The 23,111-nt window shown below is 67.7% G+C and carries 22 protein-coding genes, 1 tRNA gene and 1 pseudogene; 8 read left to right on the top strand and 16 right to left on the bottom strand.

What is annotated here, in order from left to right:
• The first annotated feature begins 16 nt into the window (after positions 1-16).
• Entirely contained in the window at positions 17-967 is a 951-nt protein-coding gene (locus IEX13_RS10245) for a pyridoxal-phosphate dependent enzyme (RefSeq protein WP_188663805.1), read from the top strand.
• 16 nt (positions 968-983) lie between these two features.
• Positions 984-1,418 carry a ketosteroid isomerase-related protein gene (locus tag IEX13_RS10240; RefSeq protein ID WP_188663803.1) on the top strand — a complete coding sequence of 145 codons (435 nt, stop codon included), beginning with the start codon at positions 984-986 and terminating at the stop codon, positions 1,416-1,418.
• A 7-nt stretch (positions 1,419-1,425) separates the two neighbouring features.
• Here IEX13_RS10240 and IEX13_RS10235 read toward each other — a convergent pair whose 3' ends face one another.
• Genes IEX13_RS10235 through bioB form a run of 6 tightly spaced genes read right to left on the bottom strand, consistent with a single transcriptional unit; the run spans position 1,426 to position 6,528 of the window.
• Positions 1,426-1,917: an LURP-one-related family protein gene (locus IEX13_RS10235; RefSeq protein WP_188663801.1), complete on the bottom strand. Its 492-nt coding sequence runs from the start codon at positions 1,915-1,917 to the stop codon at positions 1,426-1,428.
• Complete coding sequence (locus IEX13_RS10230; RefSeq protein WP_188663799.1) at positions 1,914-2,624, bottom strand: META and DUF4377 domain-containing protein; 711 nt, start codon at positions 2,622-2,624, stop codon at positions 1,914-1,916. Before IEX13_RS10230 ends, IEX13_RS10235 begins: the two co-directional genes overlap by 4 nt.
• 50 nt (positions 2,625-2,674) lie before the next feature.
• Entirely contained in the window at positions 2,675-3,550 is an 876-nt protein-coding gene (gene bioC / locus IEX13_RS10225) for a malonyl-ACP O-methyltransferase BioC (protein ID WP_188663797.1), read from the bottom strand.
• Positions 3,547-4,323, bottom strand: a complete 777-nt coding sequence (bioH, locus tag IEX13_RS10220) for a pimeloyl-ACP methyl ester esterase BioH (protein WP_188663795.1) — start codon at positions 4,321-4,323, stop codon at positions 3,547-3,549. The genes bioC and bioH overlap by 4 nt, the downstream gene beginning before the upstream one ends.
• Positions 4,320-5,513, bottom strand: coding sequence for an 8-amino-7-oxononanoate synthase (gene bioF, locus IEX13_RS10215; protein WP_188663793.1), 1,194 nt, complete (start codon positions 5,511-5,513; stop codon positions 4,320-4,322). The genes bioH and bioF overlap by 4 nt, the downstream gene beginning before the upstream one ends.
• 1 nt (position 5,514) lies before the next feature.
• Positions 5,515-6,528, bottom strand: a complete 1,014-nt coding sequence (gene bioB, locus IEX13_RS10210) for a biotin synthase BioB (RefSeq protein WP_188663791.1) — start codon at positions 6,526-6,528, stop codon at positions 5,515-5,517.
• Between the two features lie 174 nt (positions 6,529-6,702).
• Between bioB and IEX13_RS10205 the strand changes: the two genes are divergently transcribed.
• Positions 6,703-7,404: a ComF family protein gene (locus IEX13_RS10205; RefSeq protein WP_188663789.1), complete on the top strand. Its 702-nt coding sequence runs from the start codon at positions 6,703-6,705 to the stop codon at positions 7,402-7,404.
• Positions 7,405-7,414: 10 nt separating this feature from the next.
• Here IEX13_RS10205 and ubiA read toward each other — a convergent pair whose 3' ends face one another.
• On the bottom strand, positions 7,415-8,320 hold the full coding sequence (gene ubiA, locus IEX13_RS10200; RefSeq protein WP_188663787.1) for a 4-hydroxybenzoate octaprenyltransferase: 906 nt from the start codon (positions 8,318-8,320) through the stop codon (positions 7,415-7,417).
• 104 nt (positions 8,321-8,424) lie between these two features.
• On the opposite strand from ubiA, the gene IEX13_RS10195 reads away from it, so the two are divergent.
• Positions 8,425-8,664, top strand: coding sequence for a hypothetical protein (locus IEX13_RS10195; RefSeq protein WP_188663785.1), 240 nt, complete (start codon positions 8,425-8,427; stop codon positions 8,662-8,664).
• Positions 8,665-8,683: 19 nt separating this feature from the next.
• Here the strand turns inward: IEX13_RS10195 and IEX13_RS10190 are convergent, their stop codons facing one another.
• Positions 8,684-11,461 carry a sensor domain-containing protein gene (locus IEX13_RS10190; protein WP_188663783.1) on the bottom strand — a complete coding sequence of 926 codons (2,778 nt, stop codon included), beginning with the start codon at positions 11,459-11,461 and terminating at the stop codon, positions 8,684-8,686.
• A 181-nt stretch (positions 11,462-11,642) separates the two neighbouring features.
• Here IEX13_RS10190 and IEX13_RS10185 point away from each other — a divergent pair, with 181 nt between their 5' ends.
• The 4 genes and pseudogenes from IEX13_RS10185 to plsB all read left to right on the top strand — a co-directional run.
• Positions 11,643-12,590: a glutaminase gene (locus IEX13_RS10185; RefSeq protein WP_229668515.1), complete on the top strand. Its 948-nt coding sequence runs from the start codon at positions 11,643-11,645 to the stop codon at positions 12,588-12,590.
• Between the two features lie 67 nt (positions 12,591-12,657).
• Positions 12,658-12,734: transfer RNA gene (locus tag IEX13_RS10180), tRNA-Arg, on the top strand.
• 224 nt (positions 12,735-12,958) lie between these two features.
• Positions 12,959-13,594: an HAD family hydrolase gene (locus tag IEX13_RS10175; RefSeq protein WP_188663781.1), complete on the top strand. Its 636-nt coding sequence runs from the start codon at positions 12,959-12,961 to the stop codon at positions 13,592-13,594.
• Between the two features lie 12 nt (positions 13,595-13,606).
• Positions 13,607-16,042: pseudogene (gene plsB / locus IEX13_RS10170) on the top strand (glycerol-3-phosphate 1-O-acyltransferase PlsB); the annotation flags it as partial.
• Between the two features lie 160 nt (positions 16,043-16,202).
• On the opposite strand, the gene IEX13_RS10165 reads toward plsB, so the two are convergent.
• Genes IEX13_RS10165 through IEX13_RS10130 form a run of 8 tightly spaced genes read right to left on the bottom strand, consistent with a single transcriptional unit; the run spans position 16,203 to position 23,111 of the window.
• Entirely contained in the window at positions 16,203-17,156 is a 954-nt protein-coding gene (locus IEX13_RS10165) for a 3-oxoacyl-ACP synthase III family protein (protein WP_188663777.1), read from the bottom strand.
• Between the two features lie 13 nt (positions 17,157-17,169).
• Positions 17,170-18,042 (bottom strand): hypothetical protein, encoded by an 873-nt coding sequence (locus tag IEX13_RS10160; protein WP_188663775.1) that lies wholly within the window; start codon positions 18,040-18,042, stop codon positions 17,170-17,172.
• 10 nt (positions 18,043-18,052) lie between these two features.
• Complete coding sequence (locus IEX13_RS10155) at positions 18,053-18,841, bottom strand: SDR family NAD(P)-dependent oxidoreductase (RefSeq protein WP_188663773.1); 789 nt, start codon at positions 18,839-18,841, stop codon at positions 18,053-18,055.
• Positions 18,838-19,251 (bottom strand): hypothetical protein, encoded by a 414-nt coding sequence (locus tag IEX13_RS10150; RefSeq protein ID WP_188663771.1) that lies wholly within the window; start codon positions 19,249-19,251, stop codon positions 18,838-18,840. The genes IEX13_RS10155 and IEX13_RS10150 overlap by 4 nt, the downstream gene beginning before the upstream one ends.
• Positions 19,248-20,048, bottom strand: coding sequence for a sterol desaturase family protein (locus tag IEX13_RS10145; RefSeq protein ID WP_188663770.1), 801 nt, complete (start codon positions 20,046-20,048; stop codon positions 19,248-19,250). The genes IEX13_RS10150 and IEX13_RS10145 overlap by 4 nt, the downstream gene beginning before the upstream one ends.
• 50 nt (positions 20,049-20,098) lie before the next feature.
• Positions 20,099-21,013 carry a fatty acid desaturase family protein gene (locus IEX13_RS10140; protein ID WP_188663768.1) on the bottom strand — a complete coding sequence of 305 codons (915 nt, stop codon included), beginning with the start codon at positions 21,011-21,013 and terminating at the stop codon, positions 20,099-20,101.
• A gap of 5 nt (positions 21,014-21,018) precedes the next feature.
• Entirely contained in the window at positions 21,019-22,104 is a 1,086-nt protein-coding gene (locus tag IEX13_RS10135; protein ID WP_188663766.1) for a homoserine O-acetyltransferase family protein, read from the bottom strand.
• Positions 22,101-23,111: an SDR family oxidoreductase gene (locus tag IEX13_RS10130; protein ID WP_188663764.1), complete on the bottom strand. Its 1,011-nt coding sequence runs from the start codon at positions 23,109-23,111 to the stop codon at positions 22,101-22,103. Before IEX13_RS10130 ends, IEX13_RS10135 begins: the two co-directional genes overlap by 4 nt.

The raw sequence follows: 23,111 nt of genomic DNA, 5'->3' as shown, positions 1-23,111 counted from the left end.
CCCTGAAGCCCTGCCAATGCCTACCCCGACCCCTGTTTTCGACGACGTGCTGGCCGCGGCCGCGCGCATTGCCCCGCACGCCGTGCGCACGCCGGTGCTGCATTCGGCCGACCTCGACCGCTGGGCCGGGGCCACCCTGGCGTTCAAGGCCGAACACCTGCAGCACGTCGGCGCCTTCAAGTTCCGCGGCGCTTGCAACGCGGTGATGGCCCTGCCCGACGACGTGGCCGCGCGTGGGGTGCTGACCCATTCGTCCGGCAACCACGGCGCCGCGCTGGCGATGGCCGCGCGCGTGCGCGGCATTCCCGCCCACGTGATGGTGCCCGAAGGCGCGGTGGCGTCGAAGCTGGTGAACATCCAGGCGCAAGGCGCCACCATCCACCGCTGCGCGCCGACGCTGGCCGCGCGTGAAGCCGCCACGACGCGGCTGCAGTCGGAAACCGGCGCCACGCTCGTCCATCCCTATACCAATGCGCACGTGATCGCCGGCCAGGGAACGGCCGCGCTGGAGCTGCTGTCGGAAGCCGGGCCGCTTGATGCCCTGGTCGTGCCGCTGGGTGGCGGCGGCCTGGCCGGCGGCACCGCGATCGCCGCCGCGGCCTGCCAGCCCGGCCTGGCCGTGTTCGCCGCCGAACCCGAAGGCGCGGCAGACGCCTTCGAATCACTGCGCCAGGGCCGGCATGTCACCGACCTGGTGCCCGACACGCTCTGCGACGGATTGCGCGCCACCCTGGGGGCGCCGAACCTGGCGCTGCTGCGCCAACACGCCGTCACCGTGCTGCTGGTGTCCGATGCGGAAGTGCTGGCAGCCATGCGCGAGGCCTGGGCGCGGCTCAGGCAGGTCATCGAACCATCCTCGGCCACCGTGCTGGCCGCCGTGCGCCGCTACCCGGGCCACTTCGCCGGCAAGCGCGTGGGGCTTATCCTGTCCGGAGGCAACGTCGATCTCGACGCCCTGCCCTGGTAAATCGAGGACTGCAACCATGATCGTCGACGGCACCCGCCTCTCCGACCGCGCCATCGAACTGGTGCTGGCCTACTACGCCGCCTTCAACCGCGGCGATACGGCGGCCATGCTCGACCTGCTCGCCGACGACGTCGTCCACGACGTCAACCAGGGCCCGCGCGAAACCGGCAAGGCCGCATTCACCGAATTCCTGGGGCGCATGGAGCGCTGCTACCGCGAACAACTGCGCGACATCGTGGTGATGGCCAACCAGGCCGGTGACCGCGCCGCCGCCGAATACACCGTGCACGGTGAATACCTCGCCACCGATGTCGGCCTGCCCGCCGCCAGCGGCCAGAAGTACACGCTGCCCGGTGGCGCCTTCTTCGACGTGCGCGACGGCCTGATCGCCCGCGTCAGCAACTACTACAACCTCGAAGACTGGCTGGCGCAGGTTTCGACGCCGGGCTGAGGCGCCGTCAGCTGGCTGCCGCCGCCGTCCCGTGGGACTGGTCGAGCAAGATCACCAGCATCGCGATGACGACGAACAGCTCGTGCTCGCCCAGGACTTCCACGTGATGCCGGTCCCGCAGGGAAAGCGGCTCCCCGTTCGCCCTGGCCAGCATCTGCGTTCCGTGGCGTACTTCGAACCGCAGGTCGGAGAAACTCCCCGTGATCAGCGCGCCATCGAGGACGCCGCCCACGGCGCAGTACTGCCGGGTCCACGAAAGCGCCCTGCGCTGGATCCGGAAACCACCCAGCTCACCCTCGACGTCCCAGGTGGGCGACCAGGCCCAGGGCTTCCTGCGCACGCGCGCGGCGACTTCGTCGCCACGGGTGAGCGTCCAGGTGGGCACCAGGTCCGGGAATTCGCCGGTGGCCTGGTAAGCGGGTTGGCCCCCGTCGTCGGTGAAGTGGATCTCGCCCTTGAGCGAAAGCCATTTCCTGGCGACGGAAAGGGCGCGCGTCACCGGCTGCGGTCCAGCACTTCCTCGAGCACCCAGCGGCGCGAACTGCCGTCGGCGGGCGGGTTGGCGACGGTGTGTTCGCGGATGCGCAGCACGTAGTCAACGCCTTCCTGCCAGCTGAAGCCCTCGATGTCGCCGTAGTAGTGCTGCCAGGGCGCGCCGGGTTCGGTGCGCACCTGCAGGCACTGCATCGCGCCGGCGCCGCTGCAGGGCTTGCGCTCGCCCGACACCAGCACGATGCGCTCGCGGCCGGCGCCGGTGGGCGCGTCCTGGCTGTCGAAGGTCCAGCGGGTGCCGTCGGCGGACACCAGGTGCAGCTGGGTGCCGGTGAACTGGGCGCGCAGCGGCTGGGCGAACGCGGCCAGCAGCTCCGATTCGCGCTTCATCAGTTCGCCCGGGCAGCCGCGCTTGGTGCTGGCGATGCCGCCTTCGCCGCCCAGCGTCACCTGGTCGCCGTTGCGCGACCAGCTGCCGCCGTGGTTGTTGCAGGGGCCGGTCATCGAAAAACGAGCCCCGGAAAAACGCAGCACCGCCGAACCGGCGCCCTGGGTCGGCAGGTTGCGACCGTCGGGCGCGCTGAGCAGGCGCCAGTCCTTGTCGAGCAGCGGTTCGTCGTCCACGGGGCGGACCTCCCGGCTGGTGGGTGCCATGCAGGCGGTGAGCGTGAGGCAGATCGCCACGGCGAGCGCAGGCAGGCGGAAAGGGCGCATGTCGAATCTCCAGCTCGAAAAGTCCGACGCAGTCTAGCGCCGTCGCCGGTTCAGCGGCGACGCAGCGGGATGCGGTCGGCCGGGAAACTGGCCAGGTCGGCGCCGCCCGAACGGCGCGGCGCACCGGGCGCGGGACCCCAGGCCTGGGCCGTGATCACTTCCCAGCTGCTGGGCAGCACGTCGTCGCGGCGCCGGTTTTCGTAGGCCGCGGTGACCTGCTGCAGGCGACGGCGTCCGCCCAGGCCACGCGGGCGGTCGTGGCGGGCGTCGCTGGCACCGATGGCGCGAAGCTCGTGCATCAGCGAACGCAGGTCGGGGTAGGTCAGCGTGTAGGTGTCGCGGTCGATCACCGGGTCCTTGAAGCCCGCCGCCAGCAGCGCGTCGCCAACCTGCTGGATCGCCGCGAACGGCGACAGCGGCGGCACTTCGCCCACGGCTTCGTAGGCTTCGCGAAGTTCGGCCAGGGTGCCCGGGCCGAAGGTCGAAAACAGCAGCAGGCCGTCGGGCCGCAGCACGCGCCGGAATTCGGCCAGCACCGTCGGCAGGTCTTCCACCCACTGCAGGCACAGGCTGGAGAACAGCACGTCGGCGCACTGGTCGGCCAGCGGCAGCGCGGTGACGTCGGCGCAGATGCGCTTCACGGGGCGCCAGAAGCGCGTGTGCCGCGGCACTTCGCGCAGCATCGGCAACGCGGCGTCCAGGGCCAGCACCTCGGCCTTGGGCCAGCGCTTCTTCATCGCGCCGGCGGCGCGGCCGGGGCCACTGCCCAGGTCCAGGATACGGGCGGGCTGGCGGTCGTCGAGGTAGTCGAGCTGTTCGAGCAGGCGCGCTTCGACTTCGCGCTGCAGCGCGGCGACGGCGGCGTAGTTCGGCGCGGCCCGGCCGAAGGCGCGGCGCAGCTGGCGACGGTCGAACACGGAGCTCATGGCGGGCAATCCCTGGCGAAGTCGCGCAAGGCGCCCGCCACTTCATCGGCATGGGTCAGGAAGGGAGCGTGGCCGCCGTGCGGCACCTGATGGAAGCGGGCCCCGGGCGCCAGCGCCGCCGCGGCCTGCATCGCGGCCGGCGACACCAGCCGGTCGCGCCGGCCGGCCAGCCACAGGCTGGGCATGGCCAGGCCGGGCAAGGCCGCGCGCAGGTCGCTTTCTTCCAGCAGGCGCAGGCCTTCGCACAGCACCCCGGCGCCGGGTTCGCCGTGGGCGAAGACTTCCGCGCGCAGCAGGCGCAGCTCGTCGCGCACGTGGTCCGAACCCTGGGCTTCGAGCATCAGGAAGCGGTCGAGCGTGCCGCGGTAGTCGCGGCCCAGTTCGCTGCCGAAGCCCCGGAACACCGATGGGTCCATGCCGGCCGGCCAGTCGTCGCCGTGCACGAAGCGCGGGCTGGCGGCCAGCATCACCAGGCCGCGCACGCGTTCGGGTTGCGTCGCGGCGGCCTGCAAGGCCACCAGGCCGCCGAGCGACCAGCCCAGCCACAGCGCCCGGGCCGGCACCCGCGCGGCGACGGCATCGGCGGCGTCTTCGAGCGTCAGGGCAACCCCGGCATCGGCGCTGCGGCCATGGCCGGGCAGGTCGACCAGGTGCAGTTCGAAATCGGCCGCCAGGGCATCCAGCAGCGGCGCGAAGATGCCGGCGTGCATGGCCCAGCCATGCAGCAGCACCAGGGGCTGGCCCTGGCCTCGGACGGCGTGGAACAGGCTCATGCCGGAATCGGGTCGGGTGCCGGGTTCACCGCTTCGGACAAGGCGGCTAGCAGGCCGTCCACGTCGGCTTCGCCGTGGTCCACCGACAAGGTGACTCGCAGGCGTGCCTGGCCTTCGGGCACGGTGGGCGGCCGGATCGCAGTGACCAGGTAGCCACGCTCTTCCAGCGCCCGCGCGGCCTGGAGCGCCCGGGCGTTTTCGCCCAGCACGATCGGCTGGATCGCGGTGAACGATTCCTGCAGCGGCAGGCCGCGTGCGGAGGCGCCGCGGCGGAAACGCATCACCAACGAAGCGAGCTTCGCGCGCCGCCAGGATTCCTTGCGGACAAGGCGCAGGCTGGCGCGCATCGCTGCGGCCATGGCCGGGGCCGGCGCGGTGGAGAACAGGTAGGGACGCGCGGTTTCGGCGACATGGCCGATCAGCGCTTCGCTGCCCAGCAGCACCGCGCCCTGGCCGCCGAAGGCCTTGCCCAGCGGCACCATCAGCAGCGGCACTTCGCGCGCGCCCAGGCCGGCAACCGCCAGGCTGCCGCGGCCTTCCGGCCCCAGCACGCCGATGCCGTGCGCGTCGTCCACGTAAAGCAGGGCGTCCTGCGCGCGCGCCACCAGGGCCAGGTCGGCCAGCGGCGCGGCGTCGCCGTCCATGCTGAAGACACCGTCGGTGGCCAGCATCGCCGCGCCATCGCGGCGCGACATCAGCTGGCGCATGGCCGCTTCGACGTCGGCGTGCGGGTAGCGCTTGAGTTCGCAGCCAGCCAGGCGGGCGCCGTCAATCAGGCAGGCGTGGTTCAACTTGTCCTGCACGCAGCTGTCGCCGGCTTCGAGCAGCGACTGCATCACCGCCAGGTTGGCCTGGTAGCCGCTGCCGAAGTACAGGGCGCGTTCGTAGCCGAGCCAGCTGGCCATTTCGCGTTCGAAGCGGGCGTGTTCGGCGTGGTGGCCGGTGACCAGCGGCGACCCGGTGCTGCCGACGCCGTGCCAGGCCGCGGCTTCCTGCATGGCCGACACCACGTCCAGGTGCTGGCCCAGGCCCAGGTAGTCGTTGCCGCAGAAGCTGGTCAGCTGGCGGCCATCGACCAGCACGCGCGCGCCTTCGCGGCCTTCGATCTCGCGCCGGGGCCGCAGCGCGTCGCGGGCCGCCCGGTCGGCCCGGGCCAGGGCAAGGCGGTCGGCGAAGCGGATGCGCGGCATCTCAGGCGGCGCAGCCGGCGGCGGGTTCGACGATGTCGGCGTGCACGGTTTTCGATTCGTGCGCCACCGGCATCGGCCGCAGGCCCAGGCGTTCGAACAGGGCCTGGTCGGCGGCCACGTCGGGGTTGCCGGTGGTCAGCAGTTTTTCGCCGTAGAAGATGGAGTTCGCGCCCGCCAGGAAACACATCGCCTGCAGTTCCTCGCTCATTTCGGCGCGGCCCGCCGACAGCCGCACCATCGAGGCCGGCATCATGAGGCGGGCGACGGCGATGGTGCGTACGAACTCGAACGGATCAAGCAGGGCGGTACCGGCCAGCGGCGTGCCTTCGACCTGCACCAGGCGGTTGATCGGCACCGAGTCCGGGTGCGCCGGCAGGTTGGCCAGGGCCTGCAGCAGGCCGGCGCGCTGGTCGCGCGACTCGCCCATGCCGACGATGCCGCCGCAGCAGGTCTTCATGCCGGCGTCGCGAACGTGTTCCAGGGTGTCCAGGCGGTCCTGGTACTCGCGGGTCTTGATGATGTCGCCGTAGAACTCGGGCGCGGTGTCGAGGTTGTGGTTGTAGTAGTCCAGGCCGGCGTCGCGCAGGGCCTTGGCCTGGTCACCCTTGAGCATGCCCAGGGTGGCGCAGGTTTCCAGGCCCAGGGCCTTCACCTCGCGGATCATCTCGGCGACCTTCGGGATGTCGCGGTCCTTGGGGCTGCGCCAGGCGGCGCCCATGCAGAAGCGCGAGGCACCGGCGGCCTTGGCGGCGCGGGCGCGTTCGAGCACCGAGCCGGTGTCCATCAGCTTCGTGGCCTCGACGCCGGTGTGGTAGCGCGCGGCCTGCGGGCAGTAGGCGCAGTCTTCGGGGCAGCCGCCGGTCTTCACCGACAGCAGCGTCGAGACTTGGACTTCGGCCGGGTCGAAACGCTCGCGATGCACCGTGGCGGCGCGGAAGAGCAGTTCAGGGAAGGGCAGGTCGAACAGGGCGAGGACTTCCTCGCGCGACCAATCGTTACGGATGACGGCAGGCATGGGCGTTCCCTGATGGTGCGGGAAAAACAAGAGCGGCAGTCTGTTGGCCATGCCCCACCCTGTCAACCAAATCCAACCCCCGGAAGTTGACGGCCCGGCCCCGGTCGGGGGGATGCCGGGAGGCCGAGGCTACGCCGGACCCGGGCCTCGCTTCCGTGACCGCGATCACGCTCCGTGCGCCGGGTCCTAGCCGATTTTTTCGCCGGGCTGGGTCCGGCCTTGCTGCCGTGGCGCTGCCTGGTCTGCACCGACCCCGGCGAGGGCGCACTCGACCTGTGCGCGGCCTGCCGGCGGGACCTGCCCTGGAACCACTGCGCCTGCGCCCGCTGCGGTCTGCCCCTGCCCCGGCCGGCGCCGCGCTGCGGCCGCTGCCTGGGCCACCCGCCTGTCCAGGCCAGCACGCAGGCCGTTTTCCGGTATGCCCCGCCGCTGGACCGGCTGCTGCCGCGGCTGAAGTTCCACGGCGACCTCGCGGCGGGCCGCCTGCTGGCCGGGCTGCTGGCCGAAGGCCTGGCCGGGGCGCCGCGGCCGGCGGCCCTGGTTCCCATCCCCCTGCACCGCAGTCGCCTGCGCCAACGCGGCTACGACCAGGCGCTGGAACTCGCCCGGCCGCTGGCCCGGGCCCTGGCGCTGCCCCTGCTGGCCAATGCGCTGCAGCGCGGCCGCGCCACCGCGCCGCAGTCCGAACTCGACGCGCGGGCGCGGCGCGGCAACGTGCGCGGCGCCTTTCGCCTGGCGCCGGGCATCGCCCTGCCCGCCCACGTGGCGCTGTTCGACGACGTCATGACCACCGGCGCCACCCTGGCCGAAGCCGCGCGCCTGCTGCGCCGCGCCGGCGTGGCGCGGGTGGACCTGTGGGTGGCCGCGCGGGCCTGAAGGGCGCCGGTCAGCCCAGCGCGTAGTGGCCGGCAATGCCGGCGAAGATCGCCAGGCCCACCCACTGGTTCGAGATGAAGGCTTCGAAACAGTGCTCGCGGGCGCGGTCGCGCGCGATCCAGAACTGGCGCAGCACCAGCACGATGGCCACCGCCAGCGCGACGTAATAGAAGATGCCCAGCCCGGCCCGGCCGCCGACCAGCCACATCGCCCAGGCAAACCCCGCGTACAGCAGGCCCTGGGCCACCAGGTCGGCGTCGCCGAACAGGATGGCGGTGGACCTGGACCCCGCCTTCAGGTCGTCTTCGCGGTCCACCATGGCGTACCAGGTGTCGTAGCCGGTGGTCCACAGCAGGTTGCCCAGGAACAGCAGCCAGGCCAGCGGCGGCACCGTGCCCTGCACGGCCGCGAAGGCCATCGGGATGCCCCAGCCAAAGGCGACGCCCAGGTAGACCTGCGGCAGGTAGGTGTGGCGCTTGAGGAAGGGATAGGTCGCGGCCAGGAAGGCGCCGGCGATGCTCAGCAGGATCGTCAACCGGTTGGTCAGCAGCACCAGGCCGAAGGCCACCAGCATCATCACCACGAACACCGCCAGCGCCTCGCGCGGACTCACCGCGCCGGTGGCCAGCGGCCGCTGGCGGGTGCGTTCGACCTGCGGGTCCAGCCAGCGGTCGGCGTAGTCGTTGATGACGCAGCCGGCCGATCGCGTCAGCCAGACGCCCGCGCTGAAGATCAGCAGCAGGTGCCAGGGCGGCAGGCCTTCGGCGGCCAGCCAAAGCGCCCACCAGGTCGGCCACAGCAGCAGCAGGATGCCCACCGGGCGGTCGCCGCGGATCAGCAGCCAGTAAAGCTGCAGGCGCGATCGCCAGGCCGGCGTCGGCGCCCCGGCGGGCGTCGGTTCGGGGGGTCGGGACATGCCGCGAAGCCTAGCAGAGCGCCCCGCCGCCGGGCAGCGCACTTGAAGCCGCCGCGCGGTGTCCCCATTGTGCTTGCTGACTCCCCCAAAACGAGGTTGCAAGCATGAGCGCAGGTCAGGGTTCCACCGGCAACGTCATCGCCGCCATCTGCAGCTTCTTCGTGCCGGGCCTGGGCCAGTTGGTCCAGGGCCGCATCCTGTGGGCCATCATCTGGTTCGTGCTGGCCTGCGTGGCGTTCGCCATCACCTGGCTGGTGACGCTGTCGCTGCTGCCTTTTGGCTGGTTCGTGATCAGCGTGCTTTCCTGCATCCACGCCGCGGTCTATTCGCCGGCAAGCCGCTGACGGGCGCGGCGGCGCGGGCTCAGGCCTGCGCCGCCAGCCAGGTCGCCATTTCATCGGCGGCCAGGGGGCGGGTGAACAGGTAACCCTGGGCTTCGTCGCAGCCCTGCTGGCGAAGCAGCTGCAGCACGTTCTCGGTTTCCACGCCTTCGGCCACCACGCTCAGGCCCAGGGCGTGGCCCAGGCTGACCACCGCGTGGGTGAGTTCGAGCATGTTCGGCGTGGTGTCCATGCGGCTGACGAAGCTGCGGTCAATCTTCAGGTTGCGCAGCGGGAAGCGGTGCAGGTAGCCCAGGTTTGAAAACCCGGTGCCGAAATCGTCGATCGACAGCGTGATGCCATTGGTCTTGAACAGCGCGAAGGTGTTGCGCAGCACGTCGCTGTCGCGCATCAGCGCCGATTCGGTGATTTCCAGCACCAGCCGGTCGGTGGGCCACTGCTCGCGCGCGCAGGCTTCCAGCACCTGGCTTCCGAACTCGGGGTCGCGCAGCTGCAGCGGCGACACGTTCACCGCGATGCGCCCGAACTGCAGCCCGGCCTCGTGCCAGCGCCGCGCCTGGCGGCAGGCCTCGCCCAGCACCCAGCGACCGATCGGCAGGATTTCGCCGCAGTCTTCGGCAACGGGGATGAATTCGCTGGGGAATCGCGACTCGCCCGACGAGCTGGTCCAGCGCAGCAGGGCTTCGATGCAGGCGACGCCGTTGTCTTCCATCGACACGGTGGGCTGGAAGGCCAGGTGCAGTTCGTTGCGCGCCAGCGCCTGTCGCAGTTCCTGTTCCAGCGTCACGCGACGCTGCACCCGCTCGTAAAAGCTGGCGTTGTAGAACTGGAAGGTGTTGCGGCCGGCGTCCTTGGCCGCGTACATCGCGGTGTCGGCGGCGCGCAACATGGATTCGAGGTCGGGATTGTTCTCGCCCAGCAAGGCGATGCCGATGCTGCAGCCCACCTGCGACTCGCCGTGGGCGAGGTTGATCGGCCGGCCCACCGCTTCGATTATCTTGCGCGCCACCACCGCGGCGTCCTCGGGACGGGCGATCTCGCGCAGCAGCACCAGGAATTCGTCGCCGCCCAGGCGGCCGACCAGGTCCGAGGCGCGCACGCACTGGCGCAGGCGCCCGGCGATTTCCTGCAGCAGCAGGTCACCGGCTTCGTGGCCCTGGGTGTCGTTGACGTACTTGAAGCGGTCAAGGTCCAGGAACAGCAGCGCCAGCGGCTGGTTGTTGCGGCGTGCGATCTCGATCGATTCCTCGGCGCGCTGGCGGAACAGGAAGCGGTTGGGCAGCCCGGTCAGCGTGTCGTAGTGCGCCAGCTGTTCGATGCGCTCGCCGGCCTCGTGTTCTTCGGTGATGTCCTGGGTCAGGCCGGTGATGCGGTAGGGCTTGCCTTCGCGCAGTTCCAGGCTGCCGGTGACGCGCAGCCAGATGCGGCGCTCGTCCTGGGTGATGTAACACAGGTCGGCGGACTGCTCGGGAATGTGTTCCCTGAGCATGCGCTGGAAGGCGACCTGCAGCTTCTGCGCCGATTCGGGGGTGTAGCTGGGCAGCGTGTCCTCGAAGCGCAGCGGCTTGCCGGGCTCGATGCCGTGGATGCGGTAGTTTTCATCGGTCCAGTGCAGTTCGCCGGTTTCGACCAGCAGTTCGAAGCCGCCGATGCGGCCCATGGCGGCGATGCGGTCGAGCAGGTCGTTGCGCCAGCGCGAGTTTTCCTCGGCCTGGCGCTGTTCGGTGATGTCGTGCAGCACGCCCACCAGGCTCTGCACGCGTCCGTCGTCGCTGAGGATGGCTTCGGCGCGGGCCTGCACGATGCGGCGCTCGCCGTTGGGGCGCAGCATCACCACTTCCAGCGCGTAGGGTTTGGCCTGCTTGAGCAGGGCCACCGACGCGGCATGCAGGCGTTCGTAGGATTCCGGGGTGAACAGGTGCCGCTGGTTGCGGAACTTCGGCGGTGCCTGGGTATTGGGCAGCCCGACGATCCAGTACAGCTCGTCCGACCACCACAGCTTGTCGTTTTCCGGGTCCCAGCTCCAGTTGCCCAGGTGGGCCACGTGCTGGGCCTGGTTGAGGATCAGTTCCCGCTCGCGCAGCTGGGCCTCGATCTGCTTGTAGTCGTGGATGTCGGTGTGGGTGCCGACCACGCGCTGCGGGCGGCCGGCGCTGTCCCAGGTGATGGCGCGGCCGCGGTCGAGCACCCAGCGCCAGCGGCCGTTGGCGTCGCGCACCCGGTAGTCAACGATGTAGTTCTCGCGCTCGCCGGTGAGATGGGCGTGCAGCGCCACCTTCATGCGCGGGCGGTCGTCGGGGTGGATCAGCGATTGCCAGGCGTCGAAGCTGCCGGCGAAGGCGTCGCGGGCGTAACCGAGCATCGTGAAGCAGCGGCCCGAACGGTAAACCTGGTCACGCTGGGCGTCCCAGTCCCAGAGGCCGTCCTGGGCGTTTTCCAGCGCGAAACGCCAGCGGGCGCGGTCGGGCGACTCGGCCAGGTCCGGCGCTTCGTCCTGGCTGAACACGCTGATGGTGTAGCCCAGGACCTTGCCGTCGGCGCCGGTGACCGCGCGCAGCAGGCAGTCGAGCGTGTACTGGGGGGTGACGTGGCGATGCTGGATTTCCCGGTCCGGGTGTTCGGCCAGCTGGCGCATCCCGTCGGCCAGGGCCTCGCGCAGGTCGGCCTCGAGCTGGCCGCCGACCAGGCTGCGGGCCCGGTCGTTGCCCACGATCAGCCGCCCCTGGGCGTCCAGCGCCAGCAGGGCGCGTCGCGAGGGGTGCTGCAGCAGGCTGGCCAGGAACGCGTGGTCGGCGTTCACGTCCGGGCCATCGTGTTCTGCGCGGGGCGAGGTGGCATCAGGCATACGTTACCGCCAGCGTCACACAAGTGCAGCCCCGGAACCGTGGCCGCTTGCACGGTTCCATGCGCAGGCTCCGACCCGGCAGGGTGAACGGGCCCGCGTGTCATAATCGCCAACCCCCTCCAATGTGGCCTGGCCCGTGAGAGCAGAGGTTTCCGAGACCATCGCCGGAACGGATTTCGACGCGCTGCTGGCGCGCATCGCCGACGATGTGCAGCCGCTGGTGTCGCAAGGCAAGGTGGCGTCCTACATCCCGCGCCTGGCGCAGGTTCCGGCCGACCGGTTCGGCATGGCGGTGGCGACCCTGGACGGCCGCCGCTTCTCGATCGGCGACGCCGGCACAGCCTTTTCGATCCAGAGCATCTCCAAGGTTTTTTCGCTCTCCATGGCGCTCGACGCCCTGGGCGGCGACCTGTGGCAGCGGGTGGGCCGCGAGCCCTCGGGCAGCCCCTACAACTCGCTGGTCCAGCTTGAGGACGAACGCGGCATTCCGCGCAATCCCTTCATCAACGCCGGCGCCCTGGTGGTGGCCGACGTGGTGCTGTCCAAACGCCGCGACGGCCTGGACGCCCTTCTGGCATTCATCCGGGAACGGGCCGGCAACGCGGACATCCAGGTGGACACCGACGTGGCCGAGTCCGAAGCCCTGGCCGGGTTCCGCAATGCGGCGCTGACCAATTTCATCCGCAGCTTCGGCAACATCGAGCAGCCCGTGGAAGCGGTGCTGGACTTCTACTTCCGGCAATGCGCGATCGCCATGAGCTGCGAAGACCTGGCCCTGGCCTTCCTGCACCAGGCCGACGGCGGCCGCTGCCGGCGCACGGGCGTGCAGGTCATCAGCCCGGTGCGGGCCCGGCGCATCAACTCCCTGATGCTCACCTGCGGCACCTATGACGCCGCCGGCGACTTCGCCTTCCATGTCGGCCTGCCGGCAAAAAGTGGCGTCGGCGGCGGCATCGCCGCGGTGGTGCCGGGCGCGCTGGCGCTGGCCGTCTGGTCGCCGGGCCTGGACGAACGCGGCAACTCCCTGGCCGGCACGGCGGCACTGGCCCGCTTCACCGAGCTCACGGGCTGGTCGATCTTCTGACCCCCCCGTCCGGTCCCGCGACCAGGGCTGCGGTTGACCGACCCCGCGTGGCATAATCCGCCCCCGGGCGCCTGTAGCTCAGCCGGATAGAGTAGTGGCTTCCGAAGCCATTGGTCGGGGGTTCGAATCCCTCCAGGCGCGCCAAAACCCCTAGGACACCCCTGAAGAGGACCTGGCACGCGTTCGTGCCAGCGCCCCGGTGCAGGCCATCTCCACGCACCTGCGTGCACCGCCGTTCGCTTGGTTGGGCCTGCCGGATCGTCCATGCTGGAATCGTGGCGAAGCGCACATCGCAATTGTTAGAATCCCGCGCGAAGCATTAGCCGACGCCGCCCCCTGGCCCGTCGCGACCGGGAGGGCACTTCGCCTTGGATCTTGCGCTGTTCGATTTTGATGGAACCATCACCGACCGCGAAATGTTCGTGCCCTTCCTGGCACACGCGGTTGAACGCCGCAGATTCGCATTGGGAAAGCTGGTTCTGGGCCCTTTGGCCCTCGGCTACAAGGCGGGATTCGTCTCCGGCGACACTATCCGGGCTGCAGCCGTCCGCGTCGGACTAACTGGCGTTGCAGTCGGACACGTGCAGGAAGCCGGGGAGTCCTTTGCCTCGGACGTGCTGCCCGGCGTCATCCGGCCTGTCGCACTTGAACGCATTCGCTGGCATCAGGAGCGAGGCGACGAAGTTGCCGTCGTAACCGGCGCGCTGGAGCTCGCCGTAGGTCCGTGGGGTCGCGCCCACGGTTTGCATGTTATCGGCTCGGTACTGGCCGAAATCGATGGGTACTTTACGGGCCGCTATGCTGGCGCCCAATGCCTGCGCGAGGAGAAGGTGCGGCGAGTGTGCCAGCGTTACGAACTGGCCTCGTACGGCGCCGTGCACGTTTATGGCGACACCCCGGACGACTTTGCCCTGCTTGGCCTTGCCGACCACGGCACCTATCGCTGGCGCGAGTTCCTGCCGCAACAGGCGGCCGCTGCGCCGGCCTTGCAAGAGTCGACCTGAACGGACCGATTCACCGGTCACACGCCACCAACCAGCCCCTTTCCATTGAATACATCCGTTACCCTGAGGCGCGGCATCGATGTCGTTGGCCGCCTGCTCGGCCCTTGGCTAGAACTGACGATCGAAGGCCGTGCGAACCTGGCCGCGGATTCGCTTACGGCGCCGGTCTGCTACGTGATAGAGGACTGCAGCCTGGGCAACCTGGCAATCCTCGAACGCGCCTGCCGCGAGTCCGGCCTCCCCTCTCCACGCAGGAACCTGGCGTCAGCCGAACCGGCCGGACTGCCGTCATGGCTGGCATTGTCCGACCTCCGCCGGATTGGCGCGAAGGCCCTTTCCATCGACGTGGCGTTGGTTCCCGTTTCGATTTTCGTCGGCAGAACGCCGATGCGCCGCCATGGCTGGTTCTCCACCCTGTTTGCCGAGGACTGGGCTTTGGTCGGCAGGTTCCGTCGTTTGCTGGCGATCGCGCTGAACGGACGCGACACGCACGTGCACTTTTCTGCAGCGCTTCCTCTTCGCGAGTTCTCGCAGACCGTAGCCGACGTCGGCCCGGAGCGTGCGACGCGAAAGCTGGGGCGGATCCTCCGCACCCATTTCCGGCGTGTTCGCGCCGCGACCATCGGTCCGGACCTGTCGACCCGCCGACTACTGATCGACAGCGTGCTGGCATCCAGCGCGGTCAAGGCGGCCATCGCCGATCAAACCGCACGGAACCGGGGCACGGCAGAGGCAGCGCACGCCAAAGCGCGGGCCTATGCACACGAGATCGCCGCCGATTACTCGCACGCAGTGGTCCGATCCGCCAGCCTGCTCCTGGCGCCCGTGCTCTCGCGCATATACCGCGGCATCCGCGTCAACCACCTGGACCGGCTCAAGAGCGTTTCGCCGGGCAGCGAAATCGTCTACGTGCCTTGCCACCGCAGCACGATGGACGACGTGCTGGTGCCCTATTTGCTGTATGCAAACGGCATCGCAGCGCCGCATATCGTCGCCGGAATCAATCTGAATCTGCCGCTGATCGGAACGATCATGCGCAAGGGAGGTGCGTTCTTCATCCGACGGAGCATCCGGGGCAACGCCCTGTATTCCGCCGTTCTTTCCGAATACATGTCGCAGCTGGTGTCTGGCGGCTTTCCTTTGGCCTATTTCATTGAAGGAGGTCGCTCGCGTACTGGCCGAACACTGGCTCCAAAGACAGGGATGATCGCCATGACCGTGCGCGGTTATCTGCGTCAGCCGCGTCGACCGGTGCTCTTCCAGCCAATCTATATCGGTTATGAAAAAATCCTCGAGAGCGGCAGTTACCGCGATGAACTGTCGGGCCGACCGAAGCAGAAGGAGTCTATCTGGCACTTCCTTCGAAGCATTCCGCGACTGCTCTCCGGAGGTCATGGTCAGGTAGTGCTGAACTTCGGCAAGCCGATCCGGCTTGACGAGGTGCTGGCCGAGAACGCGCCCGCATGGGACGGTTCGCCATTGCCGGATTCTGCCAAGCCGCGCTGGCTGCCTGTTACCGTCGATGCGCTGGCAGAAAAGATCACCCTTGGAATCAACGCGGCGGCCGACCTCAACCCCGTGAACCTGCTGGCAATAGCGCTGCTTTCGACCCCGAAACATGCCATGGGCGAAATCGACTTGTTGGAACAGCTTGGTCTCAGCGTGCGCCTGCTGGCGGCATTGCCCTATTCGGACGACGTGACGTGGACCCGTCTGACTCCGGGGCAGATCGTCGCGCATGGCGAACAGATCGGCGTACTTGAACGCGTTGCACACCCCCTTGGGGACGTGCTGCGTGTCGGCGCCGGCAATGCCGTCGAGCTTAGCTACTACCGAAACAACGTATTGCATCTGTTCACGGCGCAGGCCTGGGTCGCCTGCTGCTTCCAGTACAACCACATTATGTCGCTTGACCGGATCTGCGACCTTGGCCGCCGCGTCTACCCCTTCTTGCGTGCGGAGCTGTTCCTGCCGTGGGACGACGCCGAGTTTGGACAGCGCTTGATCCGAACCGTCGAGGCCTTCGCGGCCGAGGGGCTGCTACAAAGAACCGGCGATGCGGATGGTGGAATGTACGTCCGAAACGCAGCCCAGTCCGACGAGGTCTTTCGACTTCGCACGATCGGCCATCCGCTGCAACAGGCGTTCGAACGTTACTACATTGCCATTTCGGTTCTTTCTGCGAATGGCACCGGCAGGATCAGCGCAGCCCGCCTTGAGCACCTCTGCCACCTCACCGCGCAGCGTCTGTCGCTGCTTTACACGCCGGCGGCGCCCGAGTTCTTCGACCGCAGCCTCTTTCGCAGCTTCATCCAGAAGCTCAGGGGGCTCGGCGTTCTATGGACCGACCCCGATGGCAACCTGGCCTTTGACGACCGAATCGCCGAATGGTCGCGGGATGCCGGCACGGTACTGAGTCGCGAACTGCGGCACGCCATTGATCGACTTGGCGTGCTTGGGGATGACGCCGTGGCTACTGCTCAGTGCGAGAACGTCGGCAGCGAGGCGAAGAACCACGCGGTGCCCGCAATCACCGCCAGCGCGAACAGCACGCAGCAGACCAGGTCCCCGAAGGAGCGGCGCTGACTGGAATCGGCTTGCCGTTCGTTCATCGTTCGCAGCGCAACAGGGCGCAACCCGTCGAGTAGCCCCCTCCGAACGTGACAAGCATGACGACGTCGCCAGGCGTCAGGAGGTGCTGGTGTCGCAGCAGCGTGATCGCGGTACTGGCACACCCTGTGTTCCCGAGCTCATGAATGGTCCGGGCCACCTGGGCATCGTCCACGCCGAGGCGGCCAGCTATCTGGGTGATGATCCTGTCGTTTGCCTGGTGTGGCACCAGCAAGCGGATGTCCGCGATCGACAGGCCGTGCCTGCCGAGCATCGTGCGCGCCGTAGTCTCCATTTCGCGGCAAGCATGCTGGAACACGTCCTTGCCGTATGGCATCACGAGGCCGGCGCTTCGCGGCTGAAGGTAGACACCCCCCGGGCCCATGCCGATGTCGGCAAGGCCACGGCTCGTGATGTCCAGAACCCGCAGCGCGGCTGCACCGCCGGGCACATGGGCCTCCACCACCATTGCGGTCGCGGCGTCCCCCCAGAGGTGGCCCGCCTGTTCATCACGATCATCGGCGTAGAGGCTGTTGTGTTCGGCGGCAACGATCAGTGCGCGTCGGCAGCGGCCGGTCTCGATGTAGGCGGCGGCGAGTTCCATCGCGTTGATGAACGAAGAGCACGCTGTGGACAAATAGATTGCCTTGGCGCCGGCCAGGCCGAAGTGACGCTGCACAGCATGGGCCATGGTGCCGACCGTGTCCCACGGGGTATAGGAGGCCCCCACCACAAGATCGATGTCGGAGAGATCCAATCCGCTGCTTTCCTGCAGCAGGGCCACGGCGGCGATCGCCATGGTGTTGGTGTTCTCCTCCGGGCCGGCGCGTCGGCGCCGTGCTATTCCTGTCGCGCGCTCGAACCATTCCGGTGCACGACCGGTTAGCTGGGAGAAGTAGTTGTTGTCCGCCACCCGTTCAGGCAGATAGGCGGATCCAGCGACGATGTCCATGCGTTCTCCAGGTTTAGTCTTCGGCTGCCGCGCTGCGTTCTGCGGGTGTGGTGCGCGACACAGATCGCCAGCGCGTGGCCAGGGCGTCGCGGGTCAGCCCCTTGATGTAGGCGTGCACGATGGCGCGCACCTCGGCATTCGTCGGGCAAACTGCGATCAGAACCGCGTCTCCCGCGTCTAGGTCGACGTTTTCCTGCCAGAAGCGCGCCAAGGGTGGCTTGATGCTGGCGGGCGCGCTTACGGGCCTGCCGTATAGATGTCCGGCGTAGGCGCCGCGGATCACCGACACCTCGGGATCCCAGGCCTTTCCAGGCGAAAGCCTTTCGGCCATGAACGCGAGCACTCGTTTGCAACGCTCCGGGTCCCGTGCGGATCGCCGCTGGGTGCGGGGATAGACGCCGGTGGGATGGATCGCATTGGCAAGGCGATAGACGCTGGGGTTCTGCGTACGGAACACGACGGACATCGGTCGGCGCGACAGCGGGTAGGTTGTGCGCAGGATCTCGTGGACAAGCATCGAGCCGATCGTGTGGTGTCCGAATACCCGCAGCGGCACCGAGCGAATGTTCATGTTGTCGATGTAGACAATTCGTTCGCCGGCTCCATCGATCAGACGGATGCCGGTGAATCCAACGATGGCGTCGTCCAGGAACACTACCCACAGGTCGTTGAGGCCCTTGAAGTAGTCCTTGCGGGACAACCAGTGGAATGAGGTGTCCGCTTGGTAGATCTGGTCGGTCTCGCGCGCGAAGCCAAGCAATACGTTTCGTTGGGCTTCCGCATCGAGCTTTTGGCCAGGCTGGTGCAGGCGAACCAATCGAAATGCTCCACGCCGGCGGACGCGGCCACCACAACGCAGGAGGATGGTAAGAAGCTGGTTGTTCATAGGTGTCGCCTCAGGCGGGAGCCGACATCTTCAGCACCGCCCGCGTCACCGCGCGCCGTGGCAACAGCCGGATGGCATTGACCAGCAGCCGGTTGCAGAACCCCGGTACGTAGAGCCGCTTCCCCTCGTGCATCGCCTTGTAGCCGGCGATGCCGACCTCATCTGCGTTGGCAAGGGACTTGCCTTGCACCAGGCCCGACCCTCCCATTCCCGCTCGCTCCAGGAACGGCGACTGGGTCGGACCGGGACAGAACGTGGTCACACTCACCCCGCTCCCGCTCAGTTCCTCAGCCAGGGCCTCCGATAGCGAAAGCAGGTAGGCCTTCGTCGCGTAGTAGGTGGCCATATAGGGCCCGGGTTGGAATGCAGCGACCGAAGCAACGTTCATGATGCGACCTCGCCGGCGCATCAATCCGGGCAGGAATCGCTTGCACAGCACCGTTGGCGTGACGATGTTGAGTTCCATCATCGCCAGCTCGCGTTCCAGGAGAACCTCGCTGAACCTGCCATACACGCCAACGCCAGCATTGTTGACGAGGTAGTCGACCTCCAGCCCAGCCTCCTTCACGCTGTCGAAAAGGGCCTGCGCAGCGCCACGCTCGGCGAGGTCACACGCCAGCGCAGTGACCTGCACGCCGTGGCACACCGACCATTCGGCCGCCAACTGCGCCAGCGGAGCGGCTTCCCGAGCAGCGATGACCAGGTCGGCGCCTTCACGCGCGAACTCTTCGGCGATTGCCCTTCCTATTCCACTACTTGCACCCGTCACGAGGGCGGTCTTGCCGACAAGGCGACTCATCGAACGACACCCCTTTTATTGGACACATCCGACTGCGCTCCCATCCGCGCGGCGCCGTACAGGAACAGCAGGGCAAACAGGAGATCTCCACTGACGGCGCCAAGCGTCCGTCCGGCGACCCCGCCGGCCAGCCAGAGCACAAGGATCGCTGCGAATGCCAGCAACTTTGCCAACGCCGCGAAGGTGACCATCTGCAGCGGAAGTCGTGGCTGTACCGAGAGCCACAGCGAAAGCGTGCCGAAGAGGACCATCATCAGCGCGGCAAGCAGTCTGTAGATTGGCGGGACCTCGGCCGGTAACCCGGCAAGGCTTGCCGGCCAGGACGATGGCATCCCAAACATCACTGCGCCGATGAGCGTGAAGACGCCGGCTGCAGCCAACGCCAGCCTCAGCATGCGTTCGGTACTCATGCGTGGTTCTCCGCGCCGTCGCTCGCAAGGTCCTGCCTGCCTTCTTCGTCTTTCCCGGACGCGGGCTCATCGGCATTGACGTCGCGGCCGGCGAGCATTGCCCAGACCCGTGCTTCGCGCCCCTCACCGAAGCCGCAGTCGTAGTCATCGGCGTCGACCGGATTGACCCAGGTCCCGAACAGCATGTCCCAAACGGGGAAGCCGTAGTTCTGCGCATGATGGCCGCGCTTGTGGTGAATGCGATGCATTTCCGGCCGTTGGAGCAGATAGCCCAGCCAGTAGGGCGACCGCAGGTTGCAGTGTGCGTAGTAGTTGTTGACGCCATAGATGAATACGGACCAGGCGATGCCGTCCGGGTCCAGACCAAGCACCGCCACTGCCGCGACAGTGTGAATCGTCGTATTGACCACATAATCGAGGGGGTGCGAGTAGTTCGTCGCCAACACATCGATGTGCGTCGGGCTATGGTGCATCTGATGGAAGATCCGCCAAAGCAGGTCGCTTGCGTGGACGGCACGATGCCAGCCGTACTGCACCAGGCTGCCGAGCATTGCCGCGGCAAGGCCGGCCAGTGGCGCCGGCCAGTGCCCACCCACTTCGAACCACGAACGGCCAGCCAGAAGACGACTGGCTGCAAGGGCGATCGCCACCATGATGCCCAGTTGGACCAGGTTGACGACGATCGCTCGCAGGAACCAGGGGCGATCGAACGACACCCGTCGCGCCGGGAACAGGCGCTCGAGGACGAACATCAAGACGAATACGCCGGCGAGGGCGAGGTACAGACCGTGGCTCATGCGGGTCGCTCAGTTGGTTGGATGGGGGCGGGGCCGGGAATCAGGAACGGTTAGGCGCTGAGCGCCCGGGTCATGCCCGTGCGCAGGGCACCGAGCAGTCTTGGCTCGTCGACGACGTCGTCGCCGAAGTAGCCGACTTCTCGCAAGTGGCGCGCCAAGGCCGGCAACTTGTGCGTCTGCACGCGCGGGTAGAGGTGGTGGCACAGGTGCCAGGTATAGCCGAGGAGAAGCACGCGATAGACCGGCGATGTGCAGTTTCTTGCGGCAAGATGTGCCTGGGTCCCCGTGCCGCCGTGCTCGATGTAGGGGTGCAGCGACCAGTACGCCTGCGCAACCAGCGCCGGCGCTGCTACCAGGCAGGCGAACAGCACCGGATCCTTGAACGCCAAGACGGCGAACGCTGTGGTCGACGCACCGACCAGGACGATATTGAGCAGGACATAGCCTTGCATCCGTCGACGGCTGAAGGGGATTGCGCTGTCCATCGGAACATTGCCCACCAACAGACCAGCGACGTTCCGAAGACTCTGCGCACTGGTCGACAGCGGCACTCGAAGCCGAGCCAATAGGCTGCGGTTCCCCCGGTAGAGCACGAAGTCCGGATCACGCTCGGTGTTCGTGTGACTATGGTGTCGCCAGTGCCCGAGGTTCACGCCGGTGGAAAGAAACAGTGGGGCGCCCAGCGATCCAACTATCCCCATCAGCATGCTGACGTCGCGCTGGCGGTGCAGGTTCCCATGAAAGCCCTCGTGCCCCAGCGAGCCCAGGAAGAACATGCCGGCGGCTGCCCCCACCGTTGCGAGTGCGATCAGTGGCAGTCGCAGGACCGGAGGCCAGGCTTCCAACTGCCAGAGCGCGTAGGCCGAAAAGCCTGAACCAAACCAAAGCACACAGCCATGCAGCAGGTACCAGATGCCAGCCCAGGAGTCGGTGCGGGTGAATCGGGCGGGAATTTTCGGCTTCATCATAGTCAGACTCGGCAAGAGGCGGTTCTGGACCAGCTCGGGGGACGCGAGACCAGCTCGTTGCGTTCGAGGAACCGGGCAAGTACGCGGGCGATTTCGTCGCCGTGGGCGAGGATTCCGTCATGGCCGTACTCGGACGCGATCGTGACCAGTTCTGCGCCTGGAAAGTCGGCAAGGGAGGCCGCGATCTCGGCGGGTGGAAACAGTTGGTCGTCCTCGAGCGCGATGAACAAGGTGTGGGCAGCGACGGCCGCGAAGGCTTCTCGTAGTGAACTCCGGCCACGCGCCGGGTTGTGGCTGTCCATCGCCCGGGTGAGAGTCCAGTAGGCAAGGGGGTCGAAGCGCTCGGTGAACCTGTTGCCGACGTGGCGCTGGTAGCTGGCCGCACGATGACCGGCGGCGACCGCGTCGTCGGCCTCGGATTGCTTGACGCGATAGGCGCGCGGACTGCGATAGGACAGCATGGCCAGCGCACGCGCCGCCGCCAGCCCCCTTGTCCCTGCTCCGGCGCGGCCACTGGCGAATCCGGGATCGGCCTCCAGCGCCATGCGCTGGGTTTCGTTGAGCGCGACCGCCCATGGGGTCTGCCTCAGGTCCGCCCCGACTACGCAGGCCTGTTCGAACAAAGCCGGCCTGGTTGCCATCCACTCAAGCAGCTGCTGGCCCCCGTAGGACCCACCGATGCCCAGGTGAATCCGATCGATTCCCAGGTGCTCGCGCAACCTTTCGAAGGCAACGATGACATCGCGCAACGTAATCAGCGGAAACTCACGGCCGTATTGGGTTCCGGTGCGCGGGTTGGTGCTGGTAGGACCACTGCTTCCATAGCAGGAGCCCAAGGAGTTGGCACAGATCACGAAGTGGCGTTGCGGATCGATGCTGCGCCCGGGACCCACCAAGGCCGGCCACCAGGCCTGCGGATTGGCGTTGCAGGTGAGAGGGTGCATTACCCAGACGACGTTGCCACCATCGGGAGCCAGTTGACCCCAGGTCGTGTACGCCAGTTCAAGGATGGGAAGTTCGCCGCCCAGTTCGCATTCAAGCGGATGGGGATCGACGAACGTGTGTGATTGCGGGGCGGCCAGGGTCATGAGCCGGCCCTCGGCACCGATTCGCTGATTCGCAGTTTCGCCGCGAGGTATTCATGGGCGCTGGTGCGGCGGACCCGTAGGCGCTCCGCCACGATCGCGGAGTCGACCCGCGTTTCGGCCTTCGCCAGGATCCAGAGGATCGCCAGCTGGTTTGATAGCGATTCGGAGAACGGGCGCATAAGAAGGGACAATCCGCGTAGCACCCATGCGGGGACGGCGTGCACGGCCACGGGACGCTCCAACAGGTTGGAGTAGAGCATTCCAATCTCGGCCCAGGAGGCGGACTGCGGACCGGCGATGTCGAATATCGCTCGGTTCGCATCCGGATGGTCGATCGCAGCGATTGCATGGGCAGCGACGTCGCCGAGGGCGACGAAGGCGTGCCGATGACCGGATGATCCCGGCACCCACGCGCGTCCGAATCGTTCAATCGAATCCCCGAAGAGCCTGCGCGTGACCCGGGCCACGCCGGCCGAGCGGTCAAGCGTTGCGGCGCGCTCTCCGCGCAGTGGGATGCGACTGCCGATCAAAGCGAAGTAGTCGTCCATGAACGGGGCGCATCTGAGGATGGTGTACGCCAACGGCGATTCGAACAGCTGGTTTTCGATCCATTGCTTGGTTCGATAGGTTGGCGACGCCGCCACGAACTCCGCTTCGAAAGGAACGCACAGGGAGACGAATATGAACTGGCGCACGCCGGCGGCGGTGCAGGCCGCGATTAGGTTCCGGTAACCGCCTTCCTCGTCGTCGCGAAAATTGTCTTTCCCCCGTGGAAAGACCACGGTCGCGGTGGCGATGACAACATCAATGCCGTGGCAGGCAGCATTGAGGCTGTCGCGGTCGCGCAGGTCTCCGGGCACGACCTCCACGTCGGTCCCGAAAAGTGTCGCGGCTTGTGCTGGCCGTCGTGCCAGCGCCCGGACATGGTGGCGACCTTCGGCGCAGAGGCGTTCGACGACTTCGAGGCCCAGCTGGCCTGTTGCGCCGACGACGAGGACGGCTGCCAT

Origin of the sequence: Arenimonas soli (assembly GCF_014643775.1) — a bacterium.
In the GTDB taxonomy this organism is placed as follows: domain Bacteria; phylum Pseudomonadota; class Gammaproteobacteria; order Xanthomonadales; family Xanthomonadaceae; genus Arenimonas; species Arenimonas soli.
Note: the sequence above shows the minus strand (reverse complement) of the source record. Positions and strands in the feature narration are given on the sequence as shown.